Consider the following 20,118-nt stretch of genomic DNA (forward strand, 5'->3'; position numbering starts at 1 on the left):
TTGTTCGCGTGAAGCTCTAAACTCCTGCCATGACCGAATCAAAATCCATGATCCTCGGCTGCGCCGGGAAATCGCTCACACGCGACGAAATCAATTTCTATCGCAATGAATGCCCCTGGGGCTTCATCCTGTTTGCACGCAATATCGGCGAGCCCGAGCAGATCCGCGATCTGGTCGCCGCGATGCGTGACTGTGTCGAGCGCCCGGATGCGCCGGTGTTCATCGACCAGGAAGGCGGCCGGGTGCAACGCCTGCGGCCGCCGCTGGCGCCGAACTATCCGGCCGGTGGCGCGCTCGGCGCCTTGTGGCGCAACGACCATGATGCCGGCAACCGCGCCGCCTGGCTGATGGCGCGGCTGCATGCCTTCGATCTGCTGCGCTACGGCATATCGGCGGATTGCCTGCCGGTGCTCGACGTGCCGATCGAGGGCGCCAGCGATGTCATTGGCGCGCGCGCCTACGGGAATGAGCCTCGTGCCGTCATCGAACTGGGTCGCGCCTCGGCGGAGGGCCTGATGTCGGGCGGCGTGCTGCCGGTGATGAAGCATGTTCCCGGGCATGGACGGGCCTTTGCCGACACGCATTTCGAACTTCCGACCGTCGATGCCTCGATGAGTGACTTGCAGCGGCATGATTTCGCCCCGTTCAGGGAGCTCAATCATTTGCCGATGGCGATGACGGCGCACGTCGTCTACAGCGCGATCGACCCGAACAACCCGGCCACGACCTCCGGCAAGGTCATCGACGAGATCATCCGCGGCGAAATCGGTTTCGACGGGCTGTTGATGAGCGACGACACTTCGATGAAGGCACTTTCTGGGGATTTCCCCTCAAAGGCGGCCGCGATCCTTGCGGCGGGCTGCGATCTGGTCCTTCACTGCAACGGCGTTTTCGAGGAGATGGCCGGGATTGCATCGCGCACCAAGGGGCTTGAGGGCACGTCGCTGGAGCGTGCTAAACGGGCGCTGACCTATATAAAGGATCGCGACGCGGCTGAAGAAACCGAGATACGCGCCGAGTTCGCCACCTATTTCGACGCGGTGGCCTAGCACCAAAGGGAAACGGGAAGTGGCGGAATCATTGGACAGTAAGGCCGGCAAGGCCGCACCGATGGACCGTCTGTGGGCCGAGAACGACGATTCGCGCCTGACCGGCGATCCCGCGCTGGTCGTCGATGTCGCCGGTTTCGAAGGCCCGCTCGATCTTCTGCTGCATCTCGCCCGCAACCAGAAAGTCGATCTGTCGCGCATCTCGATCCTGGCGCTGGCCGAGCAATATCTAGCCTTCGTCGAGAAGGTGAGGGCGCTCAGGCTGGAACTTGCTGCCGACTATCTGGTGATGGCGGCGTGGTTGGCCTTTCTCAAGTCGAAGCTTTTGATCCCGAAGCAACCCGGCGACGACGGCGAAAGCGGCGAGGAACTGGCAGCGGTGCTGCAGTTCCGGCTGAAGCGGCTGGAAGCCATGCGCGACGCGGCGGCCCGGCTGGTCAACCGCAACCGGCTCGGACGCGACGTGTTTGCACGCGGCATGCCGGAGATGGTCATCATCGAGAAACGCAACGCCTATTCGGCCTCGCTCTACGACCTGCTGACCGCCTATGCGGCGCAACGTCAGAAGCAGGCGATAACCAATGTGACGATCGCCAGGCGCGGTGTGTGGTCGCTCAAGGACGCGCGCGAGCTCCTGACCAGGCTGATCGGCACGCTTGCCGACTGGACCGCGCTGGATGGTTTCCTGATCGAGTATCTGACCGATCCGGAAGAGCGGCGCACAGCGATCGCCAGCTCCTTTGCAGCAACGTTGGAACTGGTCCGCGAAGGCAGGGTGGAAATGCGGCAGGACGAGGTGTTCGCGCCGCTCTATCTGCGCGGTCGTGCGCAAGGCATCAGGGCAGTCGAGGTGGCATCATGAGTGAACGCGCCAACGCTTCAGTCATTCCGTTCAAGGTCGACGACGAGACCGAAGAGGGCGTGCTCGTCGGGACTCCGGCAGAAAATCAGGCCCAGAATTCATTCCAGAATTCCGGCCAGAATCCCGGCCAGAATCCTGCTGAGCGGCTGCATATGGCGGAAGCCGTGCGCATGGCCGAGGCGATCGTTTTCGCCAGCGCCGAGCCGGTCAGCGAAAAGCAGCTTGCCGCGCGCCTGCCCGACGGCATCAACATTGCTGCGGCGATGGCTGAACTGCAGCAGATTTATGAGCGGCGCGGGGTCAATCTGGTGCGCGTCGGCGATGCCTGGGCGTTCCGCACCGCCGGCGACCTCGCTTTCCTGATGAGCCGCGACACGGTGCAGCAGAGGAAGCTTTCCCGCGCGGCGCTCGAAGTGCTCGCGATCATCGCCTATCACCAGCCGGTGACGCGCGCCGAGATCGAGGATATCCGCGGCGTCGAAACCTCGAAGGGCACGCTGGACACGCTGATGGAGACCGAATGGGTGAGGATGCGCGGCCGGCGCCGCACGCCCGGCCGTCCCGTCACCTACGGCACCACCGACATCTTCCTCGACCATTTCGCGCTGGAGGAGATCCGCGATCTTCCCGGCATGGAGGAATTGAAGGGCGCCGGGCTGCTTTCGGGCCGCATGCCGTCGAATTTTTCCATTCCGCTGCCGCCGGCCGATCCAGACGAGCTGACCGACGACGAGGATCCGCTGACCGACATCGACCTCGAGGAACTCGGCCTGTTGACGCCCCGCGTCGAGGAAGATTGAACCGCAGGCGGGCGTCGAAACGGCCGGCAGGCGGGAGCTGCGCGGATTCGTAGCGCCCTCTCGCAACGAAAGTGCGTGACTTCGGCCACTCATTCATAGACTCTGTCGCGGTTGTGTTTGAATCCCAGCGCGAAAACGCATAGATCATCGTCAGAGAAAACATTTCGAGAGAGAGTTGCTATGGGTTCGTTTTCGATTTGGCACTGGATGATCGTGCTGGTGATCGTGCTGCTGGTGTTCGGCCGCGGCAAGATTCCCGAGCTGATGGGTGACATGGCCAAGGGTATCAAGAGCTTCAAGAAGGGCATGGCCGACGACGATGTCGCCGAGGACAAGCGCACCGTCGAGCACCGTGCCGACGAGACCGTTTCGGCAGTGAAGGAAAAGGCCAGCAAGAGCTGAGCCCAAAACTTTAGTCGGAACGTATCGCCATGTTCGACATCGGCTGGACCGAGATGCTGGTGATCGCGATTGTCATGATCGTGGTCGTCGGGCCCAAGGATTTGCCCAAGATGCTGCGCACTTTCGGCCGCACGACGGCAAAGATGCGTGGCATGGCAGCCGACTTCCAGAAGCAGTTCAACGACGCGCTGAAAGAGGCCGAGCTCGACGACGTCAAGAAGTCGGTCGATTCGCTCAGAAGCCTCAACCCGGCCGCCGAGATCAGGAAACAGCTCAATCCGTTCGAGCAGGCGGCAGCCGACGTGCGCTCCGGGGTCGACGCGGTGATGAAGCCGAAGCCGGCTGTCGACCCGGTCACGCCAGCTGCTTCGACGCCGCAGGATACCGAGCTGAAGAACGGCGCGACGGTGCTGCCTGACATCAAAGCCCCGGAAGCGGCGCCGGCGACGCCGACGTTTCCGGCGATGACCGATGAGTCGGTGGTGACATCGCCTGTCGGGACGGCGACGGCGGCTGCGTCGCAAAAGGCTTCGCCAGCGAAGACAAGGGCTGCGTCAGCGAACGCGATGCCGGCCTCCACGGCAGCAGCGAAGCCAGCGGCAGCAGCGGCAAAGCCTGCCGCAACAAAGACCGCAGCTAAAAAGGCCGAGCCGAAGCCTGCATCGGCAGCGGTGAAGAAGCCGGCTGCAGCCGCCAAAAAGACGGCGGGAGCCACCAAGTGAGCGTTTCTGAAAAGGACGAGATCGAACAATCGGCGGCTCCGCTGATGGAGCATTTGATCGAGCTGCGCCGGCGGCTGATGTGGTCGATCGGCGGGTTCTTCATCGCCTTCCTGTTCTGCTTCTTCTTCGCCAAGCAGCTGTTCAACCTGTTGGTCATCCCGTTCAAATGGGCGACCCTATGGGCTGGGCTCGACCCGCACAAGGTAGAGCTGATCTACACGGCACCGCAGGAATTCTTCTTCACCCAGGTCAAGTTGGCGATGTTCGGCGGCATGGTGATCGCCTTTCCGCTGATCGCCACGCAGATCTACAAATTCATCGCGCCCGGCCTCTATAAGAACGAACGTAACGCTTTCCTGCCGTTCCTGATTGCTTCGCCGATCCTGTTCCTGATGGGCGCGTCGCTGGTCTATTTCTTCTTCACGCCGATGGTGATGTGGTTCTTCCTCGCCATGCAGCAGGCCGGAACCGATGATCAGGTACAGATTTCGCTGCTGCCGAAAGTCTCGGAATATCTCAGCCTGATCATGACGCTGATCTTCTCCTTCGGCCTGGTGTTCCAACTGCCGGTGGTGACCAGCCTGATGGCGCGGGTGGGCATGCTGTCGTCGCAGGCGCTGGTCGAAAAGCGCAAATGGGCCATCGTCATCGCCTTCGTCGTCGCGGCGGTGCTGACACCGCCCGACCCGATAAGCCAGATCGGCCTGGCCATCCCCACGATCCTTCTCTACGAGGTCTCGATCTGGTCGGCCCGGCTGATCGAGCGCAGCAAGGAACGGGAGCGTCTTGCGCGCGAGAAGCGGGAGGCTGCGGAAGAGGTGGCCGAAAAGCCTGCGGACGCGTCTTCGACGTAGGCTGCTTCAGGCGGGTTAGCATCATCTTCAAAATTCGCGGGACAAAGGGGGGCGCGACGGAACTCGGCCCTTGACGTCTTGCATCGATCAAGGATGCGGTTTACGCCCTCTGGCCTAGCTCAGGAGCGTTCAAGAACATGCTTGACATCAAATGGATTCGCGACAACCCGAAGGTCCTTGTCGAGGCGCTCAAGAAGCGCTCGTGGTCCGGTGGTGACGCGCAGTCCACAGTCGATGATCTGATCGCCAGGGACGAGGCGCGGCGCGAACATCTGACCGAGCTGCAGACCAGGCAGGAGCGCCGCAACGCCGCCTCGAAAGAGATCGGCAACGCCATGCGTTCGGGCGACGCCGCCCTTGCCGAACGGCTGAAGGTCGAGGTCGGCGAGATCAAGGCCTTCATCCAGAACGGCGAGGCGCGCGAACGCGAACTCGACAAGGCGCTGAACGACGCCTTGGCGGTGTTGCCCAATGTGCCGCTCGACGACGCGCCGGTCGGCAAGGACGAGCACGACAATGTCGTCAAGCGCATCGTCGGCAAGGTGGCGGCGCGCCCGAACTGGGTGAAGGAGCATTTCGAGATCGGCGAAGCGCTCGGCATGATGGATTTCGAGCGGGCGGCGAAGCTGTCCGGCTCGCGCTTCACGGTGCTGAAGAGCGGCCTGGCGCGTATGGAACGGGCACTCGGCCAGTTCATGCTGGACCTGCACACGACCGAGCATGGTTATGAGGAGATCCAGCCACCGCTAATGGTGCGGGACGAGGTTCTTTTCGGCACAAATCAGTTGCCGAAATTCGAGGAGGATCTGTTCTTTGCCCCGCATGGGGACGGCAGGCTCGGCCTCATCCCAACCGCCGAAGTGCCGCTTACAAACCTCGTGCGCGAGGACATCACGCCGCATGAAAAACTGCCGCTGCGCTATACGGCGCTGACGCCGTGCTTCCGTTCGGAGGCGGGCTCGGCCGGGCGTGACACGCGCGGCATGCTGCGCCAGCACCAGTTCTACAAGGTCGAGCTGGTCTCGATCACCGACCAGGACTCGTCGCTTGCCGAGCACGAGCGGATGACCGAATGCGCCGAGACCGTGCTGAAGCGGCTCGGCCTGCCGTTCCGCACCATGACGCTGTGCACCGGCGACATGGGCTTTGGTGCGCGCAAGACCTACGACATCGAGGTCTGGCTGCCGGGCCAGAACGCCTATCGCGAGATTTCGTCCTGCTCGGTCTGCGGCGATTTCCAGGCGCGGCGCATGGACGCCCGCTACAAGGACAGGGATGGCAAGGGCAACCGCTTCGTCCACACGCTGAACGGCTCCGGCACCGCTGTCGGCCGCGCTCTTATTGCAGTCATCGAAAACTACCAGAATGAGGATGGCAGCGTAACCATTCCTGAAGCGCTTCGGCCTTACATGGGCCGTCTGGAAAAGATCGAATCAAAATAATGCGCATCCTTCTGACCAATGATGACGGCATACATGCCGAAGGTCTTGCATCGCTCGAACGCATCGCCCGCACGCTGTCGGACGATGTCTGGGTGGTGGCGCCGGAGCAGGACCAGTCCGGCTACGCGCATTCGCTGTCGATCTCGGAGCCGCTGCGCTTGAGGAAGATCGGCGAAAAGCACTTTGCGGTGCGCGGCACGCCGACCGACTGCGTCATCATGGGTGTGAAGAAGATCCTGCCCGCGGCGCCCGACCTGATCCTGTCCGGAGTCAATTCCGGCGCCAACATCGCCGACGACGTCACCTATTCGGGCACCGTGGCCGGCGCCATGGAAGGCGCGCTGCTCGGCGTCCGCTCGATCGCCTTCAGCCAGGCCTATTCCTACGTCGGCGAGGATCGCGTCGTTCCCTACGAGACCACCGAGGCGCTGGCGCCGGCGCTGCTCAAGAAGCTTGTCGCCACACCGCTGCCGGACGGCGTGCTGATCAATGTCAATTTTCCGAATTGCCTTCCCGAAGAGGTCGCCGGCACGGTGGTCACCTCGCAAGGCAAGCTCGTCCACAGCCTGTGGGTCGACGAGCGCCGCGATGGCCGCGGGCTACCCTATTATTGGCTGCGCTTCGGCCGCGAGCCAGTCGAGGGCAAGCGAGGCACCGACCTCCATGCCATGCGCAACCGGCTGGTGTCGGTGACGCCGCTGCAACTCGATCTCACCGCTCATGAAATCCGCGATCAACTGACCAAGGCGCTCGCATGAACCACAGTCCGACGCTTGACGACCGTGAAGGCTTCGCCGCTTTCCTGCTCCGCTTGCGTGGCAGGGGCACGGTTCCGAAGGCGCTGATCGCTGCTTTCGAGGCGACACCGCGACGCGGCTTCCTTTCCGCGCAGTTCCATTCGCTCGCCTGGACGGATCGCATGCTGCCGATCGAATGCGGCGAGGCGATCGAGGGGGCCGATCTGCAAGCCGCGGTGATCGCAGCGCTTGCCATCGAACCGGGCAACCGCGTGCTCGAGATCGGCACCGGGTCCAGCTACACCGCGGCGGTGATGTCGCGGCTTGCCGTGCGGGTCGTCACCATCGACCGCTACAAGACGCTGGCCGAGCAGGCCAAACAGCGCTTCGAGGCACTCGGCATCGGCAATGTCATCGCGCGCCAGGCGGACGGCTCCAACGGACTGGCGAATGAAGCGCCGTTCGACCGCATCGTCGCATGGGCGGCCTTCGACAGCCTGCCGCGCTTCCTGCTCGACCAATTGTCGAGCGGCGGTATCGTCATCGCACCGATCGGACCCGAGGAGGGCGAGCAGGTGTTGGCTAAATTGACCAAGGTCGGCAGCCGCTTCGAACGCGAGGACATCGGCCTCGTCCGCCTGCAGCCGATCCTGCGCAGCGTCGCCGCCGTCATTTGATTTTCCGGTGCATCGCGCGCTTGGAAGATCAGCCGCTCTCGGGTCTCCGCGACGGAGCTTCGCTCCTGCTTCGCCCTAGGATGACGACGTCAAGCCGATCCGAATCTCGACACATCGACGCCGCTCCAAAATGTTTTAAGAAAATTTGCGCCTGATTCTAGCGGTTTAACCGACCAGTAACATTAACGCGCTTTAATCGCGTTCAGTCTGTACCGGGTATCTGCGGGTAAATGCGATGCAACTCAGTGTTTTGAAGGCAAACGGACGCAATCTGGCGCGTGGCTTCGCTGTCCTCATGGTCGCGGGTACTGCCGCGGGATGCAGTTCTCAGGTCGCGCGGTTCAACAGCGTCGATGACGTTTTTACCTCCTCGACCAACAACCAGCGCACGATCATCGACAAGCAGGACACCGCCCAGCCTTATCCCGGTGATGCCCCCGTTTCGGCCGCGCCGATCGACGGCAGCCATACCCAGTCAGTCACCCGCTCTAGCCTCGAACCAGTGACGACGCAGCAATTGCCGCCGGTCAGCCAGGCGCAGCCGGCGCCCGCCGCCTCTCAGGTCGACCGGACTGCAACAGGTACGGTCGCCCCGGCGGCGAAGCCGTTCAAGGATGCACAGCCTGACGCCCCGCGCGTGGCGACGGCAGGCGGCGAACAGCGTGCCACCGAGATCACCGTCAAGGACGGCGAGACCATTTCCGGTCTGTCGCGTCGCTACGGCGTGCCGGCCGACGCCCTTATGAAGGTCAATGGGCTGAGCGCGACCAAAGGGCTGAAGGCCGGCCAGAAGCTTGTCATCCCGGCCTATGCCTATTCGAGCAAGAAGCAGGCGCCGAAACTTGCCGACGCAAAGCCCGCCAACGACACCAAGCATGATTTGCCGGCCAAGGCGCCGGAGATGGTGGCCGTGCTGCCGCAGCAGCCGAAGCTCAAGGAGGGCAAGTCCGCCGCGCAGGTGGATGCATCGGCCGCAGCAAGCCAGCCGAAGGACGGTAAGGCCGCAGCTAAGCCGGCTGGCGCCGGTGGCACCTACACCGTCCAGCAGGGCGATACATTGTCGGCCATCGCCAGGAAGACCGGTGTCGGCGTGGCTGCGTTGAAGCAGGCGAACGGCATGCAGGACGGTCTGCTCAAGATCGGCCAGACCCTGAAAGTGCCTGCCGGCGGAGCCGCGACGGTCGCCAGCGCCAAGCCGGCAAAGGTCGATCCGGTAACGACGGCCACCACCCAGCCCGCGGCGAAGACCACGCCGTCGGAGACGCTCGCCGCCTACACGCCGCCGAAGAAGGATACGAAGCTCATCCAGCAGGCCGAGGACGACGACGCGGTGGCGCCTGACGCCACCGGTATCGGCAAGATGCGCTGGCCGGTGCGCGGCCGCGTGATCTCCAGCTTTGGCGGCGGCAAGGATGGTGTCGACATCGCCGTGCCGGAGGGAACGCCGGTCAAGGCGGCCGAGAACGGTGTCGTCATCTATGCCGGCGACGGCCTCAAGGAATTCGGCAATACGGTGCTGGTGCGCCACGAGAACGGGTTGGTCACGGTCTATGGCCACGCCCGTTCGATCGAGGTCCAGCGCGGCCAGAAGGTCAAGCGCGGCCAGGAAATCGCGCAGTCCGGCATGAGCGGCACCACCGACTCGCCGAAACTGCATTTCGAGGTGCGCAAGAACTCGGCGCCGGTCGATCCTTCGACCTATCTCGAATAAAGAAAAGTCGATCCTTCGACCTATCTCCAATCTCGAATAGAAGAAGAAAAGCGATCGCGCGCCGCCTGACCTCCAGTCCGGCCCGCCGGCTCAGCCCGCCCTGCCAAGGGGCGGGCTTTTTCAGTTGCTTTTCTGGACCATGATCTAGTCCGAACCAAAGGTTCGGGATCATGGTCTAATCCTTGAGCGATTTGCCGAGCCGGCCTGCCAGGTCCTGAGTGAACTGCCAGGCGACGCGGCCCGAACGGCTGCCGCGCGTCGTCGCCCATTCCAGCGCCTCGGCCCGCAGCGTCTCGGGATCGACGGCAAGGCCGTGATGGTGGACATAGCCGTCGACCATGTCGAGATATTCGTCCTGCGAACATTTATGGAAGCCGAGCCAGAGGCCGAAACGATCGGACAGCGAAACTTTTTCCTCGACCGCCTCCGACGGGTTGATGGCGGTCGAGCGCTCATTGTCGATCATGTCGCGCGGGAGCAGGTGGCGCCGGTTCGACGTGGCGTAGAAGATCACATTGGCCGGGCGGCCCTCGACGCCGCCTTCGAGCGCCGCCTTCAGCGACTTGTAGGATGTGTCGTCGTGGTCGAAGGAGAGGTCGTCGCAAAACAGGATGAAACGATAAGGCGCTGCCTTCAACTGCGCCATGAGCTTCGGCAGCGTGTCGATGTCCTCGCGGTGGATCTCGATGAGCTTGAGCGGCAGGTCCAGTTTCGCCGAGGCATTGACGGCGGCATGCGCGGCCTTGACCAGCGAGGATTTTCCCATGCCGCGTGCGCCCCACAACAGCACGTTGTTGGCTGCGTAACCGGAGGCGAAGCGCTCGGTGTTGTCGACCAATATGTCGCGGACGCGGTCAACGCCGCGGATCAGGCCGATGTCGACGCGGTTGACCTTGCGCACCGGCTCCAGATAGCCGGGATCGGCCTGCCAGACGAAGCAGTCGGCCTCGGCTAGGTCGGTTTCCGGCACCGGCGGCGGAGCGAGGCGGGCGACCGCCTCGATCAGTCGGTCGAGCTTCTTGTTCAGGGCTTCGATGGTGCTGTCGCTCATTTTACCTTTTTGTTTTGCATTCGGGAGGGCATGAGAGGGAGCCTGTTTGGTTCCGGCGATTGCGGGAACCGGTCCCAACCTTTTGTTAGAGCATGATCTTTTCCCGAAAATCGGCATTGTTTTTCGGGATCATGCTCTAACACGGCTCAACCAGCCGGAAAAGCAGCGGAAATGCCTGGCCGCAGTTGCATTGGCAACGTTACCGACTATATTCCGGCCAAATTTCACGGGGCCGCCAAATTTCCCAAGGACGGTTTGGCGGCTGTTTTTCAAAATTCAGGAGTACCTCGATGTTCGTGACACCGGCATATGCCCAAGGCGTCGGCACCTCTCCGGATATGTTCATCAGCATTTTGCCGTTTGTCCTGATTTTCGTGATCATGTATTTTCTGATCATCCGGCCGCAGCGCACGCAGCTGAAGAAGCGCGGCGAGATGCTGGCGGCGGTCCGCCGCGGCGACACTGTCATCACGGGCGGCGGTTTCGTGGGCAAGGTGACCAAGGTGATCGACGACAATGAGCTCGAGATCGATCTCGGCGGTGGCACCAAGGTAACGGCGCTGCGTTCGACGATCGCCGACGTGCGCGTCAAGGGTGAGCCGGTGGCGAACCAGAACGCCAAGAAATAGCCGAATTATCGGCGGAACGATCCGCCAGAACGCCCTGACGGACGACGCCATATGCTTTACTTCTCGCGCTTCAAGATGATCCTGATCTGGCTGGCGGTGGCCGCCACAGTGATCCTCGCAGCGCCCAATCTTTTCTCTGCCAGCACGCTGGCCCAGCTTCCTAACTGGGTGCCGAAGCGCCAGATGACGCTCGGCCTCGATCTGCAGGGCGGATCGCATATCCTGCTCAGGATGGATCCGAACGATCTGATCAAGGATCGGCTGGAGACGACCCGCGACCAAATCAGGACATTGCTGCGCGACGCCAAGATCGGTTACACCGGCCTTGCCGGATCAGGCCGGACCGTGCAGGTCCGCATCACCGATCCCGGCCAGATCGATGCCGCCAAGACCGCGTTGAAGACATTGACCGACCCGGTGGCCGCCGGCCTTTTCAGCGGCGGCTCAGTCCAGGAGATGTCGCTGGATGATTCCGAGCCCGGCCTGCTCAAATTCACCGTTACCGATGCCGGCATCAAATACCGCACGTCGGCTGCGCTGACGCAGTCGATCGAGGTTGTCGGTCGCCGTGTCAACGAACTCGGCACCACCGAGCCGATCGTGCAGCGCCAGGGCGACGACCGCATCCTGGTCCAGGTGCCGGGCCTGCAGGATCCGCAAAGGCTGAAGGACATTCTTGGCCAGACCGCCAAGCTGACCTTCCAGATGGTCGACCAGTCGATGCCGGTGCAGGACGCGCTCAACGGTCGTCCGCCGGCGGGATCCTCGGTGTTGTATTCGCAGGACGATCCGCCGGTTCCATATCTGATCGAGAACCGCGTCATCGTTTCGGGCGAAAATCTCGTCGATGCGCAGGCGACGTACAATTCGCAGACCAACGAGCCGGTGGTTTCGTTCACCTTCGATTCCAAGGGAGCGGCGCGCTTCGGCCAGGCGACCTCGCAGAATGTCGGCAAGCTGTTTGCCATCATCCTCGACAATCAGGTGATTTCGGCGCCGCAGATTCGCGAACCGATCCTTGGCGGCAGCGGCCAGATCTCCGGCAATTTCACCGCCGAGAGCGCCAACGACCTTGCCGTGCTGTTGCGCGCCGGCGCGCTGCCGGCGACGCTGACGGTGATCGAGGAGCGCACGGTAGGCCCGGGCCTCGGCGAGGATTCTATCCGCGCCGGCAAGATTGCAGGCGTGATCGGCTCCATCCTCGTCGTCGTGTTCATGTTCGTGGCCTACGGCTTTCTCGGCTTCATCGCCAACATCGCGCTGGCGGTGCATGTGGCGATGATCGTCGCGTTGCTGTCGTTGCTAGGCGCGACCCTGACTTTGCCGGGCATCGCCGGTATCGTGCTGACCATCGGCATGGCGGTCGATTCCAACGTCCTCATCTACGAGCGCATCCGCGAGGAGCGGCGAAACGGTCGCTCGGTGATCCAGGCGATCGACACGGGCTTTTCGAAAGCGCTGGCGACCATCGTCGATTCCAACGTCACCTCGCTGATCGCGACCGTGGTGCTGTTCTGGCTCGGGACCGGGCCGGTGAAGGGCTTTGCCGTAACCTTCGCCATCGGCATTCTGACCACTGTCTTCACCGCCTTCACCTTCACGCGGCTGCTGGTGTCGATCTGGCTTCGCCGCGCCCGCCCGAAGGAGTTGCCGCGCGCGCCGGTGACCTTCGTCCCGCCGGGCACGCGAATTCCGTTCATGGGCATCCGCCGCTGGACATTCGCGCTGTCCAGCGTGCTGTCGATCCTCTCGGTCGTACTGTTCATGACCGTCGACATCAACTACGGCATCGACTTCAAGGGCGGTTCGCTGATCGAGGTCCAGGCCAAGGATGGCACCGCCGATATTGCCGACATCCGCGGCAGGCTTTCGGAACTCAACATCGGCGAAGTTCAGGTGCAGCAGTTCGGCGACCCGAACGACGTCTTGATTCGCGTCGGCACGCAGGACGGCGGCGAAAACGCCGAACAGACCGTCATCGACAAGGTGCGCGGCGAGTTGCAGGACCATTACGACTTCCGCCGCGTCGAGGTGGTGGGACCGACAGTTTCCGGCGAACTCGCCAAGCAAGGCACCATCGCCATGCTGATCGCGCTGCTCGGAATCCTGATTTATGTATGGTTCCGCTTCGAATGGCAGTTCGCGGTCGGCGCCATCATCGCTACGGTCCACGATGTGGTCATGACGATCGGCTTCTTTGTCATCACTGGTCTTGAATTCAACCAATCGTCGCTTGCGGCAATACTCACCATCATCGGCTATTCGCTCAACGATACGATCGTCGTCTATGATCGTGTTCGCGAAGATTTGCGAAAATACAAGAGGATGCCGCTGCCACAACTGTTGAACAACGCCATCAACGAGACGCTGTCCAGGACGACGCTGACCTCGGTGACGACAATGCTCGCGCTGCTGGCGCTGGTGCTGTTCGGCGGCGAGGTGATTCGTTCGTTCACGCTGGCGATGCTGTTCGGCGTTGTCTTCGGAACCTATTCGTCGATCTTCATTGCCGCCCCGCTGCTCATCCTGTTCAAGCTGCGGCCGCAGGCCGCGACGGCCGACGAGGAGAAGCCGGTGAGCGGCGGCAAAGCCGTGGCAACCTGACGATTGCCGCGCCCGTGGCAAAAGGCATCGTTATCCGTGAAGCACATTTCCCCGGCCGCGCGCCGATCGAGGCCTATGGCAATGGCGGGTTCCGTTTCGCCGACATGTCGCATCGCGGCTCGCTTCTGTGCCTGCCGTCGGGCATCTACGGCTGGGAGCCGGCTGATCCCCTGGCACTGACGGCGGCCGATTTCGCCAAGCTGCTCAACGAGGCCGACAAGGTCGAGATCCTGCTGGTCGGCGCCGGCAAGGATCTCAGGCCGTTGTCGGCGGGGTTGCGTGCCGCGCTGAAGGCGGCGGGCATTGCGTCCGATCCGATGTCGACCGGGGCGGCCGTACGGACCTACAATGTTCTTCTGGCGGAAGACCGCGCGGTGGCCGCCGCGCTGATCGCCGTCGAGTGACGTGAGCGAAAACGCCAAAATCGTCATGGAAACGGTGCGAGCCGCCGACCATGACCGCTATGTTTCCGCGCTCTATGCGCCTGAAGACAAGCGTGAGGCACTTTTTTCGCTTTATGCCTTCAATGCCGAGATATCAGGCATTCGCGACCGTATCCGCGAGGCGCTGCCCGGCGAGGTGCGGCTGCAATGGTGGCGCGATGTCATCGTGGCCGACGATGACGCAGCAGCCGGGGGCGACGGCGCAAACATCGGCCATCCTGTCGCGGACGCCTTGAAGGCCACGATTTCTGCCCACCGTCTGCCAAAACCCGCCTTCGAGAACATGCTCGAAGCCCGCATCTTCGATCTCTATGACGACCCGATGCCGTCGCGCACCGATCTGGAGGGCTATTGCGGCGAGACCGCAGCGGCGCTCATCCAGCTTGCGGCGATGGTGCTTGATCCCGCCGAAGCGCCGCGGTTTGCCGAACTTGCGGGCAGGGCGGGTTGCGCGCAAGCGATGACCGGCCTTTTGCTGCTGCTGCCGCTGCACCGCAGGCGCGGGCAATGCTTTGTCCCGGCCGATATTCTGGCGGCGGCTGGATCCTCGCCGGAGGAATTCGTTGCAGGCGATGGCAGGCCTGGAGCGCAACGCGCTGTCGCCGCGATGATCGCGCTGGCGCGGGAGCATCTGTCTGCCTTCGAACGGGGTGCCTCGGTCTTGCCGGTTTCGTTGCGCCCGGCATTTCTGCCGCTGGCTTTGTCCCGCGCCTATCTCGGCAAGATGGAAGGCTCTCGCCATTCGCCTCTGAACGGCGTGGCGCGGCTCTCGGCCCTGCACCGGCATTGGCTGATGTTTCGGCGCGCGACACGAGGCTGGCTGGACGCCTGAAGGCAAGTATGACGGGACTCCGGGGAGGCCGCCAAGCCGGGACTGCGCCGCGACCGTTGACCTGGGCGGGTAACTGTCCTCTACGATGTTCTGAGAATGCCGGCCAGCTCATTCCTGGCGGTTTCTCGATACTCGACTTCAAGCCGCTGAATCATCAGCACGGCTCGAATGTCGGGCAACGAATCCCCGAAGGTGAGCGCGAACGTCTTCTCCCGAATAGCCCGGCCTTGTGTCCTCAATCGACGCCTTTACGCGCGCCCTGATCGATGCCATCCGCTCTTAGTGTTCTTCTTCCTCGCGCTGGAAGGCGCGAAGTGCGGCGCGGATGACCTCGCTCGCCGATCCGAAGGAACTGCCCTCGACTTTTTCGCGGATCATGCGCGCCATGGCGGGCGTGACGGTGACGGACAGTTTCTCGGCGGGCTCCATGGAATTGCTCCCTATGATGGAGGGTAGGATAGTATCCTACTCTCCTGCCGCCTGATCGACAAAAACAGAAAGGCGACTATTCCGCCGCTTCCGCCCGCGAAGGCAGCCCCAGCCATTCGCGGCAGTCCGCGAGCGCGCGCGACGTCACCGCACGCCGCTTGGAGACGGTCTTGTCCTTGCCGCGCAGGCGCTTTCCCTCGGCTTTCGGCGCTTCCACCGGAGGGAACAGGCCGAAATTGACGTTCATCGGCTGGAAGGAGCGCTTTCCCGGCTCGTCGTCCGAAACGATGTGGCCGCCGGTGATGTGGTTGAGCAGCGCGCCGAAAGCCGTGGTCAAGGGAGGCACCAACGGCGCGTGGCCCAGCCGCTCGGCGGCGGCGAAACGGCCGGCAAGCAGGCCGATGGCCGCGCTTTCGACATAGCCCTCGCAGCCGGTGATCTGGCCGGCGAAGCGCAGGCCAGGCCGCGACTTCAGCTGCAGCGAGGCGTCAAGCAGGGTCGGCGAATTGATGTAGGTGTTGCGGTGCAGGCCGCCGAGGCGGGCGAATTCGGCGTTTTCGAGGCCCGGGATGGTGCGGAACACGCGCACCTGCTCGGCGTGCTTCAGCTTGGTCTGGAAGCCGACCATGTTGTAGAGCGTGCCCAGCGCATTGTCCTGGCGAAGCTGCACGACGGCATAGGCCTTCACCGATGGATTGTGCGCATTGGTCAGCCCCATCGGCTTCATCGGCCCATGACGCAGCGTCTCGACGCCGCGCTCGGCCATGATCTCGATCGGCAGGCAGCCGTCGAAATAGGGCGTGCCTTCCCATTGCTTGAATTCGGTCTTTTGGCCGTCGACGAGCGCCTGCACAAAGGCGAGATATTGCTCCTTGTCCAGGGGACAGTTGATGTAGTCCTTGCCGGTGCCACCGGGCCCGACCTTGTCGTAGCGCGACTGGAACCAGCAGATGTTCATGTCGATCGTGTCGAAATGGACGATCGGCGCGATGGCATCGAAGAAGGCGAGCGCGTCGGCACCGGTCGCTTCGGCGATCGATTGGGCGAGCGATGGCGCGGTCAGTGGGCCGCTGGCGACGATCGCCTGGTCCCAATCCGCCGGTGGCAGGGCCGGCACTTCCTCGCGCTGGATGGTGATGAGCGGATGCGCTTCGAGCTTTCTGGTCACCGCTTCGGAAAACCTGTCGCGGTCGACGGCCAACGCACCGCCGGCGGGCACCTGGTTTGCGTCGCCGGCGCTCATGATCAGCGAACCGGCCAGCCGCATTTCTGCGTGCAGCAGGCCGACGGCGTTGGTTTCGGCATCGTCGGAGCGGAAGGAATTGGAACAGACGAGTTCGGCCAGCCCGTCCGTCTTGTGCGCATCGGTGCCGCGAACCGGACGCATTTCATGCAGCACGACCGGAGCGCCAGCTTCGGCCGCCTGCCATGCCGCTTCGGATCCGGCGAGGCCGCCGCCGACGATGTGAATGGGATTCTTGTTCATGAGCGCCGAAATAATCTCTTGTAGCTGCGATTGCAATTGCATGAGTTAGCCGCGCTGTTGCCGCCAAGTGCTGCAATCGTCTACTGTCGGAGGATGGGCGGGAATCTTGGGGTCTTTGTCAGAGCGACATTTCTTACAGTGGTGATAGCCGTAGTCGGATCAGCCGCCGCGGGCGAACTGGCCGCGACGGCTTCCAAGCGGATCCCCATATGCCACGGCTACAGTTGCAACTATCGCACGATGCTCGCGCTCGGCCCCGGCGACGGCGCGCGCTTCCGCGCTATCCTGCGTGCGGGCGCGGGTTCGCCTCAAGCCGAGCGTTCCGCCATTTCGAAGGCTGTCCGCTATTTCGAGCAGCGCACTTTCCGGGCCATCGGCGTTCGTGATCTGCCGCAGTCGGAATTCGGTGCATCGCGCATCAGGGGCCAGATGGATTGTGTCGACGAATCGACCAATACGCATGCGCTGCTGGTCTATCTTGCCGAGCGAAAATTGCTCAGGTTTCACAAGGTCGAGCGCAATGCCTCGCGAGGACTGTTTGTCGACGGGCGCTATCCCCATTGGACGGCGGTGATCAGCGACCGCGGGGGCACTGAATGGGTGGTGGATACCTGGTATGCGCCGATGGGCGGCGCACCCGACATTTTTCCGCTGAGCCAGTGGAAGAAGCGGGGCGTGCTGGAAAGCGGTGCGCTGAACTGACGATCGGGACTCCCGCCAAAACGGCCCTTAGAGTGCTTCGATCCTGAAAAACAACAACACCCGCCGGGGGAGGAGGTCCGGCGGGTGTCGTTTTGCTGGTCGATCCTCGGGAGGAGGTGAAGATCGACCGTATTCGTCATCGCCGGGGAGGAGGTCGGCTCTGACGAAATTCCTTTCGCCTGATGAAAGGGGGCGAAACCCCAGGACGAAACTCGTTTCGTCCTTGGGGACGAAAAAAGCTGTTTTTCGCCCCTGCAAACAGCGCCCGCCGCGGGAGGAGGTGCGGCGGGCGCCGTTTTTGTGGTCAACCCTCGGGAGGAGGTGAAGGCTGACCGTATTCGTCAGGATCGGGGAGGAGGTCGATCCTGGCGAAATTCTTGTGGCTAGATCGCCTTGCGGGCGACCGTCTTGATCTCGTCGCGGACGATGCCGAGATCATTGAGCTGGCGGTTCGAGAGGCGACCCAGCTCGGTAACCGTCGAGCGATAAACGCGCCAGTTACGATAGTTGCGGATCAGGTTCATTGTCGTTCTCTTTTTAAACTGGTTCGGACCATTTGCGGTCCGAAGAGGATTAGACCGCCTTGCGGGCGACGTAGTGGATGTCGCTGCGGCTGATGCCGAGGTCGGTCAGTTCGCGGTTGCTCAGGCGGCTCAGCTCGGAAACGGTGTCCCGGTAGCGGCGCCAATTGCGGTAGTTGCGGATCAGGTTCATGGTATTTCTCGTTTCGTCTTTCTTTCGGATCATTCCGTCTTTGTGTACGCCGTGAAGATAGGTGGGGTCATATCGATTTAAAAGCGCTATTGGTGCATGGCAGCAATGCAAATTGTGCAATGCAGCATCACCGCGCGCTCACGTCTTCGACATAGATAAACCCGAATCGGAAAATGCCGTGGCGTCAACGGCTTGGCCGGATCGGCTGAAAAAAAGACCAAGCTGGGGGAGAGAGACATGGCGAGCTATTCGTCACGGGTCAGGACCGATATCGCACGATGGCTGCAGACCGGCCTGATCGATGCCTCGACGGCCGCCGCGCTGACGCGCGACGTCGACGCCAGTCAACGCAGATCGCTGAGCTTCGGTTCGATCCTGGCGATGATGGCGGCGCTGCTGTTTGGCGCTGCCATCCTGATCTTCGTCGCCGCCAATTGGGAAGCCATCCCGCGGCTGGCACGGGTGGCGGCGCTCTTCGCGATCATCCTCGCTGGCTATGTCGGCGGCGCGGTGCTGAAGACACGCGACCATGCGGCGATCGGCGAGGCGCTCTGGATCGTCGCCGCGGCGGCATTCGGCGGATCGATCGCGCTGATCGGCCAGATGTATCATTTGTCCGGCGACGAGGCCTCGGCCTTGATCACCTGGGGCGCGGGCACGGCCCTGGCGTCGGTCGCGCTGCGCTCGAGCCCGCTGACCGTCGCTGCTGTCGGCATCGCCGACGCCTGGCTGTTCCTGAGAGAGTTCGACTATTTCGGGCGCGCGGAATTTCCGCATCTCTTCGTCGTGATGGCGCTGGTGCTGTTCGCCATTTCGTTCTGGACGCGCAGCCGGGCGGCGCGGCACCTGATCATCCTGTCGGTCATCTTCTATCTCGTGCTGATGGCCACGGAATACGAAACGCTGCAAGTCGCTGTCCCGCTCGTCGTCGTGTCGGCGCTGCTTTTCACGGCTGCGAGCTTAGCGGCCGAGCCCGTGGACAGGATACTGCAGCTTGGCGGCCGGCTGCCCCTGCACGCGCTGATCGGATTTCTCGCCGCTCTAGCGATGATCCAGTTCGAACTGGCCGATGAAAGCGGCTACAACAGCGGCTTCGCAATTGCCTCGGCCGCGGCACTTGCCGGCATTGTCGCGGCAATCGTGCTGGGCGGCCGCGAAAGCAGGGGCCTGCGCTGGATTGCCTATGCCGGCTTCGCTTTCGAACTCGCCATTATCTATGTGGTGATGTTGCAGTCGATGCTCAACACGGCAGGCTTCTTCCTTGCGGCCGCCGTGCTTCTCGGCATCCTTGCCCTTGTCATCATCCGCGTGGAAAAACGCATGAGGGCCCCGAGCGTGGAAGGAGCGGCGGCATGATGACCGGCAAAAGACTTGTTATCTCGGCGTTGGTGCTGGCGCTTGTCCAGATCAGCTTCCTGAGCTGGATCATCGCCGGCCGGGCGGCGATCCTGCGTGACGGCAAGCAAGTGCTGCTGAAGGTCGAACCGATCGATCCGCGCGATCTGCTGCGCGGCGACTATGTCCGCCTCGGCTACGAAATTTCGCGCATACCGGTGAAGCTGATCGCCAACGTCCCGGCCGGCAAGCTGACTAGTGACGATACATCCATCGTGGTCAGGCTGAAGCCGGGCGCCGACGGCTATTGGGCGGCGGCCGCGGCCTGGTTCGGGCAGGCGCCGACGCCGGCGGCATCCGACGAAGCCGATATCGTCGGGCATGTGGCCGCAGGCTGGGATGTCAGCGCGGCCACGACGATCGCGCCGGATTACGGCATCGAGCGCTTCTACCTGCCGGAAGGCGAGGGGGTGGCGATCGAGAACGACATGCGGGTACGGCCGTTCGGCGTCCGCGTCGCAATCGCAGCCAACGGCACCGCGCAGATCAAGGCGCTGATGGACGGCGACAAGACGCTGTTCGAGGAGCCGCTCTATTAGGATAGGAAAGCGCGGCCCCGATTGGATTGGAAAGCGTC

22 protein-coding genes are annotated in these 20,118 nt (G+C 62.8%); 17 read left to right on the plus strand and 5 right to left on the minus strand.

From position 1 onward, the window contains the following. Window positions 1-29 precede the first annotated feature (29 nt). The 10 genes from nagZ (at window position 30) to AC0NID_RS20250 (ending at window position 9,256) form a co-directional block, all read left to right on the plus strand. On the plus strand, window positions 30-1,049 hold the full coding sequence (nagZ, locus tag AC0NID_RS20205; RefSeq protein WP_473456743.1) for a beta-N-acetylhexosaminidase: 1,020 nt from the start codon (window positions 30-32) through the stop codon (window positions 1,047-1,049). 61 nt (window positions 1,050-1,110) lie between these two features. Further along, window positions 1,111-1,911, plus strand: a complete 801-nt coding sequence (locus AC0NID_RS20210; protein ID WP_473456799.1) for a segregation and condensation protein A — start codon at window positions 1,111-1,113, stop codon at window positions 1,909-1,911. Further along, window positions 1,908-2,711 carry an SMC-Scp complex subunit ScpB gene (gene scpB, locus AC0NID_RS20215; RefSeq protein WP_473456745.1) on the plus strand — a complete coding sequence of 268 codons (804 nt, stop codon included), beginning with the start codon at window positions 1,908-1,910 and terminating at the stop codon, window positions 2,709-2,711. The genes AC0NID_RS20210 and scpB overlap by 4 nt, the downstream gene beginning before the upstream one ends. 180 nt (window positions 2,712-2,891) lie before the next feature. Continuing rightward, window positions 2,892-3,113, plus strand: coding sequence for a twin-arginine translocase TatA/TatE family subunit (locus AC0NID_RS20220; protein ID WP_013895102.1), 222 nt, complete (start codon window positions 2,892-2,894; stop codon window positions 3,111-3,113). A gap of 29 nt (window positions 3,114-3,142) precedes the next feature. After that, window positions 3,143-3,835 carry a Sec-independent protein translocase protein TatB gene (gene tatB, locus AC0NID_RS20225; protein ID WP_473456747.1) on the plus strand — a complete coding sequence of 231 codons (693 nt, stop codon included), beginning with the start codon at window positions 3,143-3,145 and terminating at the stop codon, window positions 3,833-3,835. A 44-nt stretch (window positions 3,836-3,879) separates the two neighbouring features. Further along, entirely contained in the window at window positions 3,880-4,689 is an 810-nt protein-coding gene (tatC, locus tag AC0NID_RS20230; RefSeq protein ID WP_473456801.1) for a twin-arginine translocase subunit TatC, read from the plus strand. A 137-nt stretch (window positions 4,690-4,826) separates the two neighbouring features. After that, complete coding sequence (serS, locus tag AC0NID_RS20235) at window positions 4,827-6,131, plus strand: serine--tRNA ligase (protein ID WP_473456749.1); 1,305 nt, start codon at window positions 4,827-4,829, stop codon at window positions 6,129-6,131. Next, window positions 6,131-6,889, plus strand: a complete 759-nt coding sequence (gene surE, locus AC0NID_RS20240; protein ID WP_473456751.1) for a 5'/3'-nucleotidase SurE — start codon at window positions 6,131-6,133, stop codon at window positions 6,887-6,889. Before serS ends, surE begins: the two co-directional genes overlap by 1 nt. Continuing rightward, a complete protein-coding gene (locus AC0NID_RS20245; protein WP_473456753.1) occupies window positions 6,886-7,545 on the plus strand; it encodes a protein-L-isoaspartate(D-aspartate) O-methyltransferase in 660 nt (219 codons plus the stop codon). Before surE ends, AC0NID_RS20245 begins: the two co-directional genes overlap by 4 nt. Window positions 7,546-7,780: 235 nt before the next feature. Continuing rightward, on the plus strand, window positions 7,781-9,256 hold the full coding sequence (locus AC0NID_RS20250) for a peptidoglycan DD-metalloendopeptidase family protein (RefSeq protein WP_473456755.1): 1,476 nt from the start codon (window positions 7,781-7,783) through the stop codon (window positions 9,254-9,256). A 175-nt stretch (window positions 9,257-9,431) separates the two neighbouring features. Here the strand turns inward: AC0NID_RS20250 and AC0NID_RS20255 are convergent, their stop codons facing one another. Beyond that, complete coding sequence (locus tag AC0NID_RS20255) at window positions 9,432-10,307, minus strand: ATP-binding protein (RefSeq protein ID WP_473456757.1); 876 nt, start codon at window positions 10,305-10,307, stop codon at window positions 9,432-9,434. 290 nt (window positions 10,308-10,597) lie between these two features. Between AC0NID_RS20255 and yajC the strand changes: the two genes are divergently transcribed. From yajC to AC0NID_RS20275, 4 genes are read left to right on the plus strand one after another with little or no spacing between them, the layout of a single operon-like run. Beyond that, on the plus strand, window positions 10,598-10,936 hold the full coding sequence (gene yajC, locus AC0NID_RS20260; RefSeq protein ID WP_065007771.1) for a preprotein translocase subunit YajC: 339 nt from the start codon (window positions 10,598-10,600) through the stop codon (window positions 10,934-10,936). Window positions 10,937-10,987: 51 nt separating this feature from the next. After that, on the plus strand, window positions 10,988-13,540 hold the full coding sequence (gene secDF, locus AC0NID_RS20265; RefSeq protein ID WP_473456758.1) for a protein translocase subunit SecDF: 2,553 nt from the start codon (window positions 10,988-10,990) through the stop codon (window positions 13,538-13,540). A 14-nt stretch (window positions 13,541-13,554) separates the two neighbouring features. Further along, on the plus strand, window positions 13,555-13,944 hold the full coding sequence (locus AC0NID_RS20270) for an Mth938-like domain-containing protein (RefSeq protein ID WP_473456760.1): 390 nt from the start codon (window positions 13,555-13,557) through the stop codon (window positions 13,942-13,944). A 1-nt stretch (window position 13,945) separates the two neighbouring features. Next, a complete protein-coding gene (locus AC0NID_RS20275) occupies window positions 13,946-14,815 on the plus strand; it encodes a phytoene/squalene synthase family protein (RefSeq protein WP_473456761.1) in 870 nt (289 codons plus the stop codon). Window positions 14,816-15,094: 279 nt separating this feature from the next. Here the strand turns inward: AC0NID_RS20275 and AC0NID_RS20280 are convergent, their stop codons facing one another. Both AC0NID_RS20280 and trmFO read right to left on the minus strand, forming a co-directional pair. Further along, window positions 15,095-15,244 carry a ribbon-helix-helix domain-containing protein gene (locus tag AC0NID_RS20280; RefSeq protein ID WP_473456762.1) on the minus strand — a complete coding sequence of 50 codons (150 nt, stop codon included), beginning with the start codon at window positions 15,242-15,244 and terminating at the stop codon, window positions 15,095-15,097. Window positions 15,245-15,320: 76 nt separating this feature from the next. Further along, complete coding sequence (trmFO, locus tag AC0NID_RS20285) at window positions 15,321-16,730, minus strand: methylenetetrahydrofolate--tRNA-(uracil(54)-C(5))-methyltransferase (FADH(2)-oxidizing) TrmFO (RefSeq protein WP_473456763.1); 1,410 nt, start codon at window positions 16,728-16,730, stop codon at window positions 15,321-15,323. A 138-nt stretch (window positions 16,731-16,868) separates the two neighbouring features. On the opposite strand from trmFO, the gene AC0NID_RS20290 reads away from it, so the two are divergent. Beyond that, on the plus strand, window positions 16,869-17,432 hold the full coding sequence (locus AC0NID_RS20290; protein ID WP_473522310.1) for a hypothetical protein: 564 nt from the start codon (window positions 16,869-16,871) through the stop codon (window positions 17,430-17,432). A 383-nt stretch (window positions 17,433-17,815) separates the two neighbouring features. Here AC0NID_RS20290 and AC0NID_RS20295 read toward each other — a convergent pair whose 3' ends face one another. Continuing rightward, window positions 17,816-17,956, minus strand: a complete 141-nt coding sequence (locus AC0NID_RS20295) for a DUF1127 domain-containing protein (RefSeq protein WP_473456765.1) — start codon at window positions 17,954-17,956, stop codon at window positions 17,816-17,818. A 49-nt stretch (window positions 17,957-18,005) separates the two neighbouring features. Beyond that, on the minus strand, window positions 18,006-18,146 hold the full coding sequence (locus tag AC0NID_RS20300; RefSeq protein ID WP_006335194.1) for a DUF1127 domain-containing protein: 141 nt from the start codon (window positions 18,144-18,146) through the stop codon (window positions 18,006-18,008). 237 nt (window positions 18,147-18,383) lie between these two features. On the opposite strand from AC0NID_RS20300, the gene AC0NID_RS20305 reads away from it, so the two are divergent. Further along, the gene (locus AC0NID_RS20305; protein ID WP_473456767.1) at window positions 18,384-19,502 is read left to right on the plus strand and encodes a DUF2157 domain-containing protein; all 1,119 of its coding nucleotides are present in this window, start codon (window positions 18,384-18,386) and stop codon (window positions 19,500-19,502) included. Next, the gene (locus AC0NID_RS20310; RefSeq protein WP_473456769.1) at window positions 19,499-20,080 is read left to right on the plus strand and encodes a GDYXXLXY domain-containing protein; all 582 of its coding nucleotides are present in this window, start codon (window positions 19,499-19,501) and stop codon (window positions 20,078-20,080) included. Before AC0NID_RS20305 ends, AC0NID_RS20310 begins: the two co-directional genes overlap by 4 nt. Window positions 20,081-20,118: the final 38 nt, after the last annotated feature.

The organism is Mesorhizobium sp. WSM4821 (assembly GCF_055901555.1).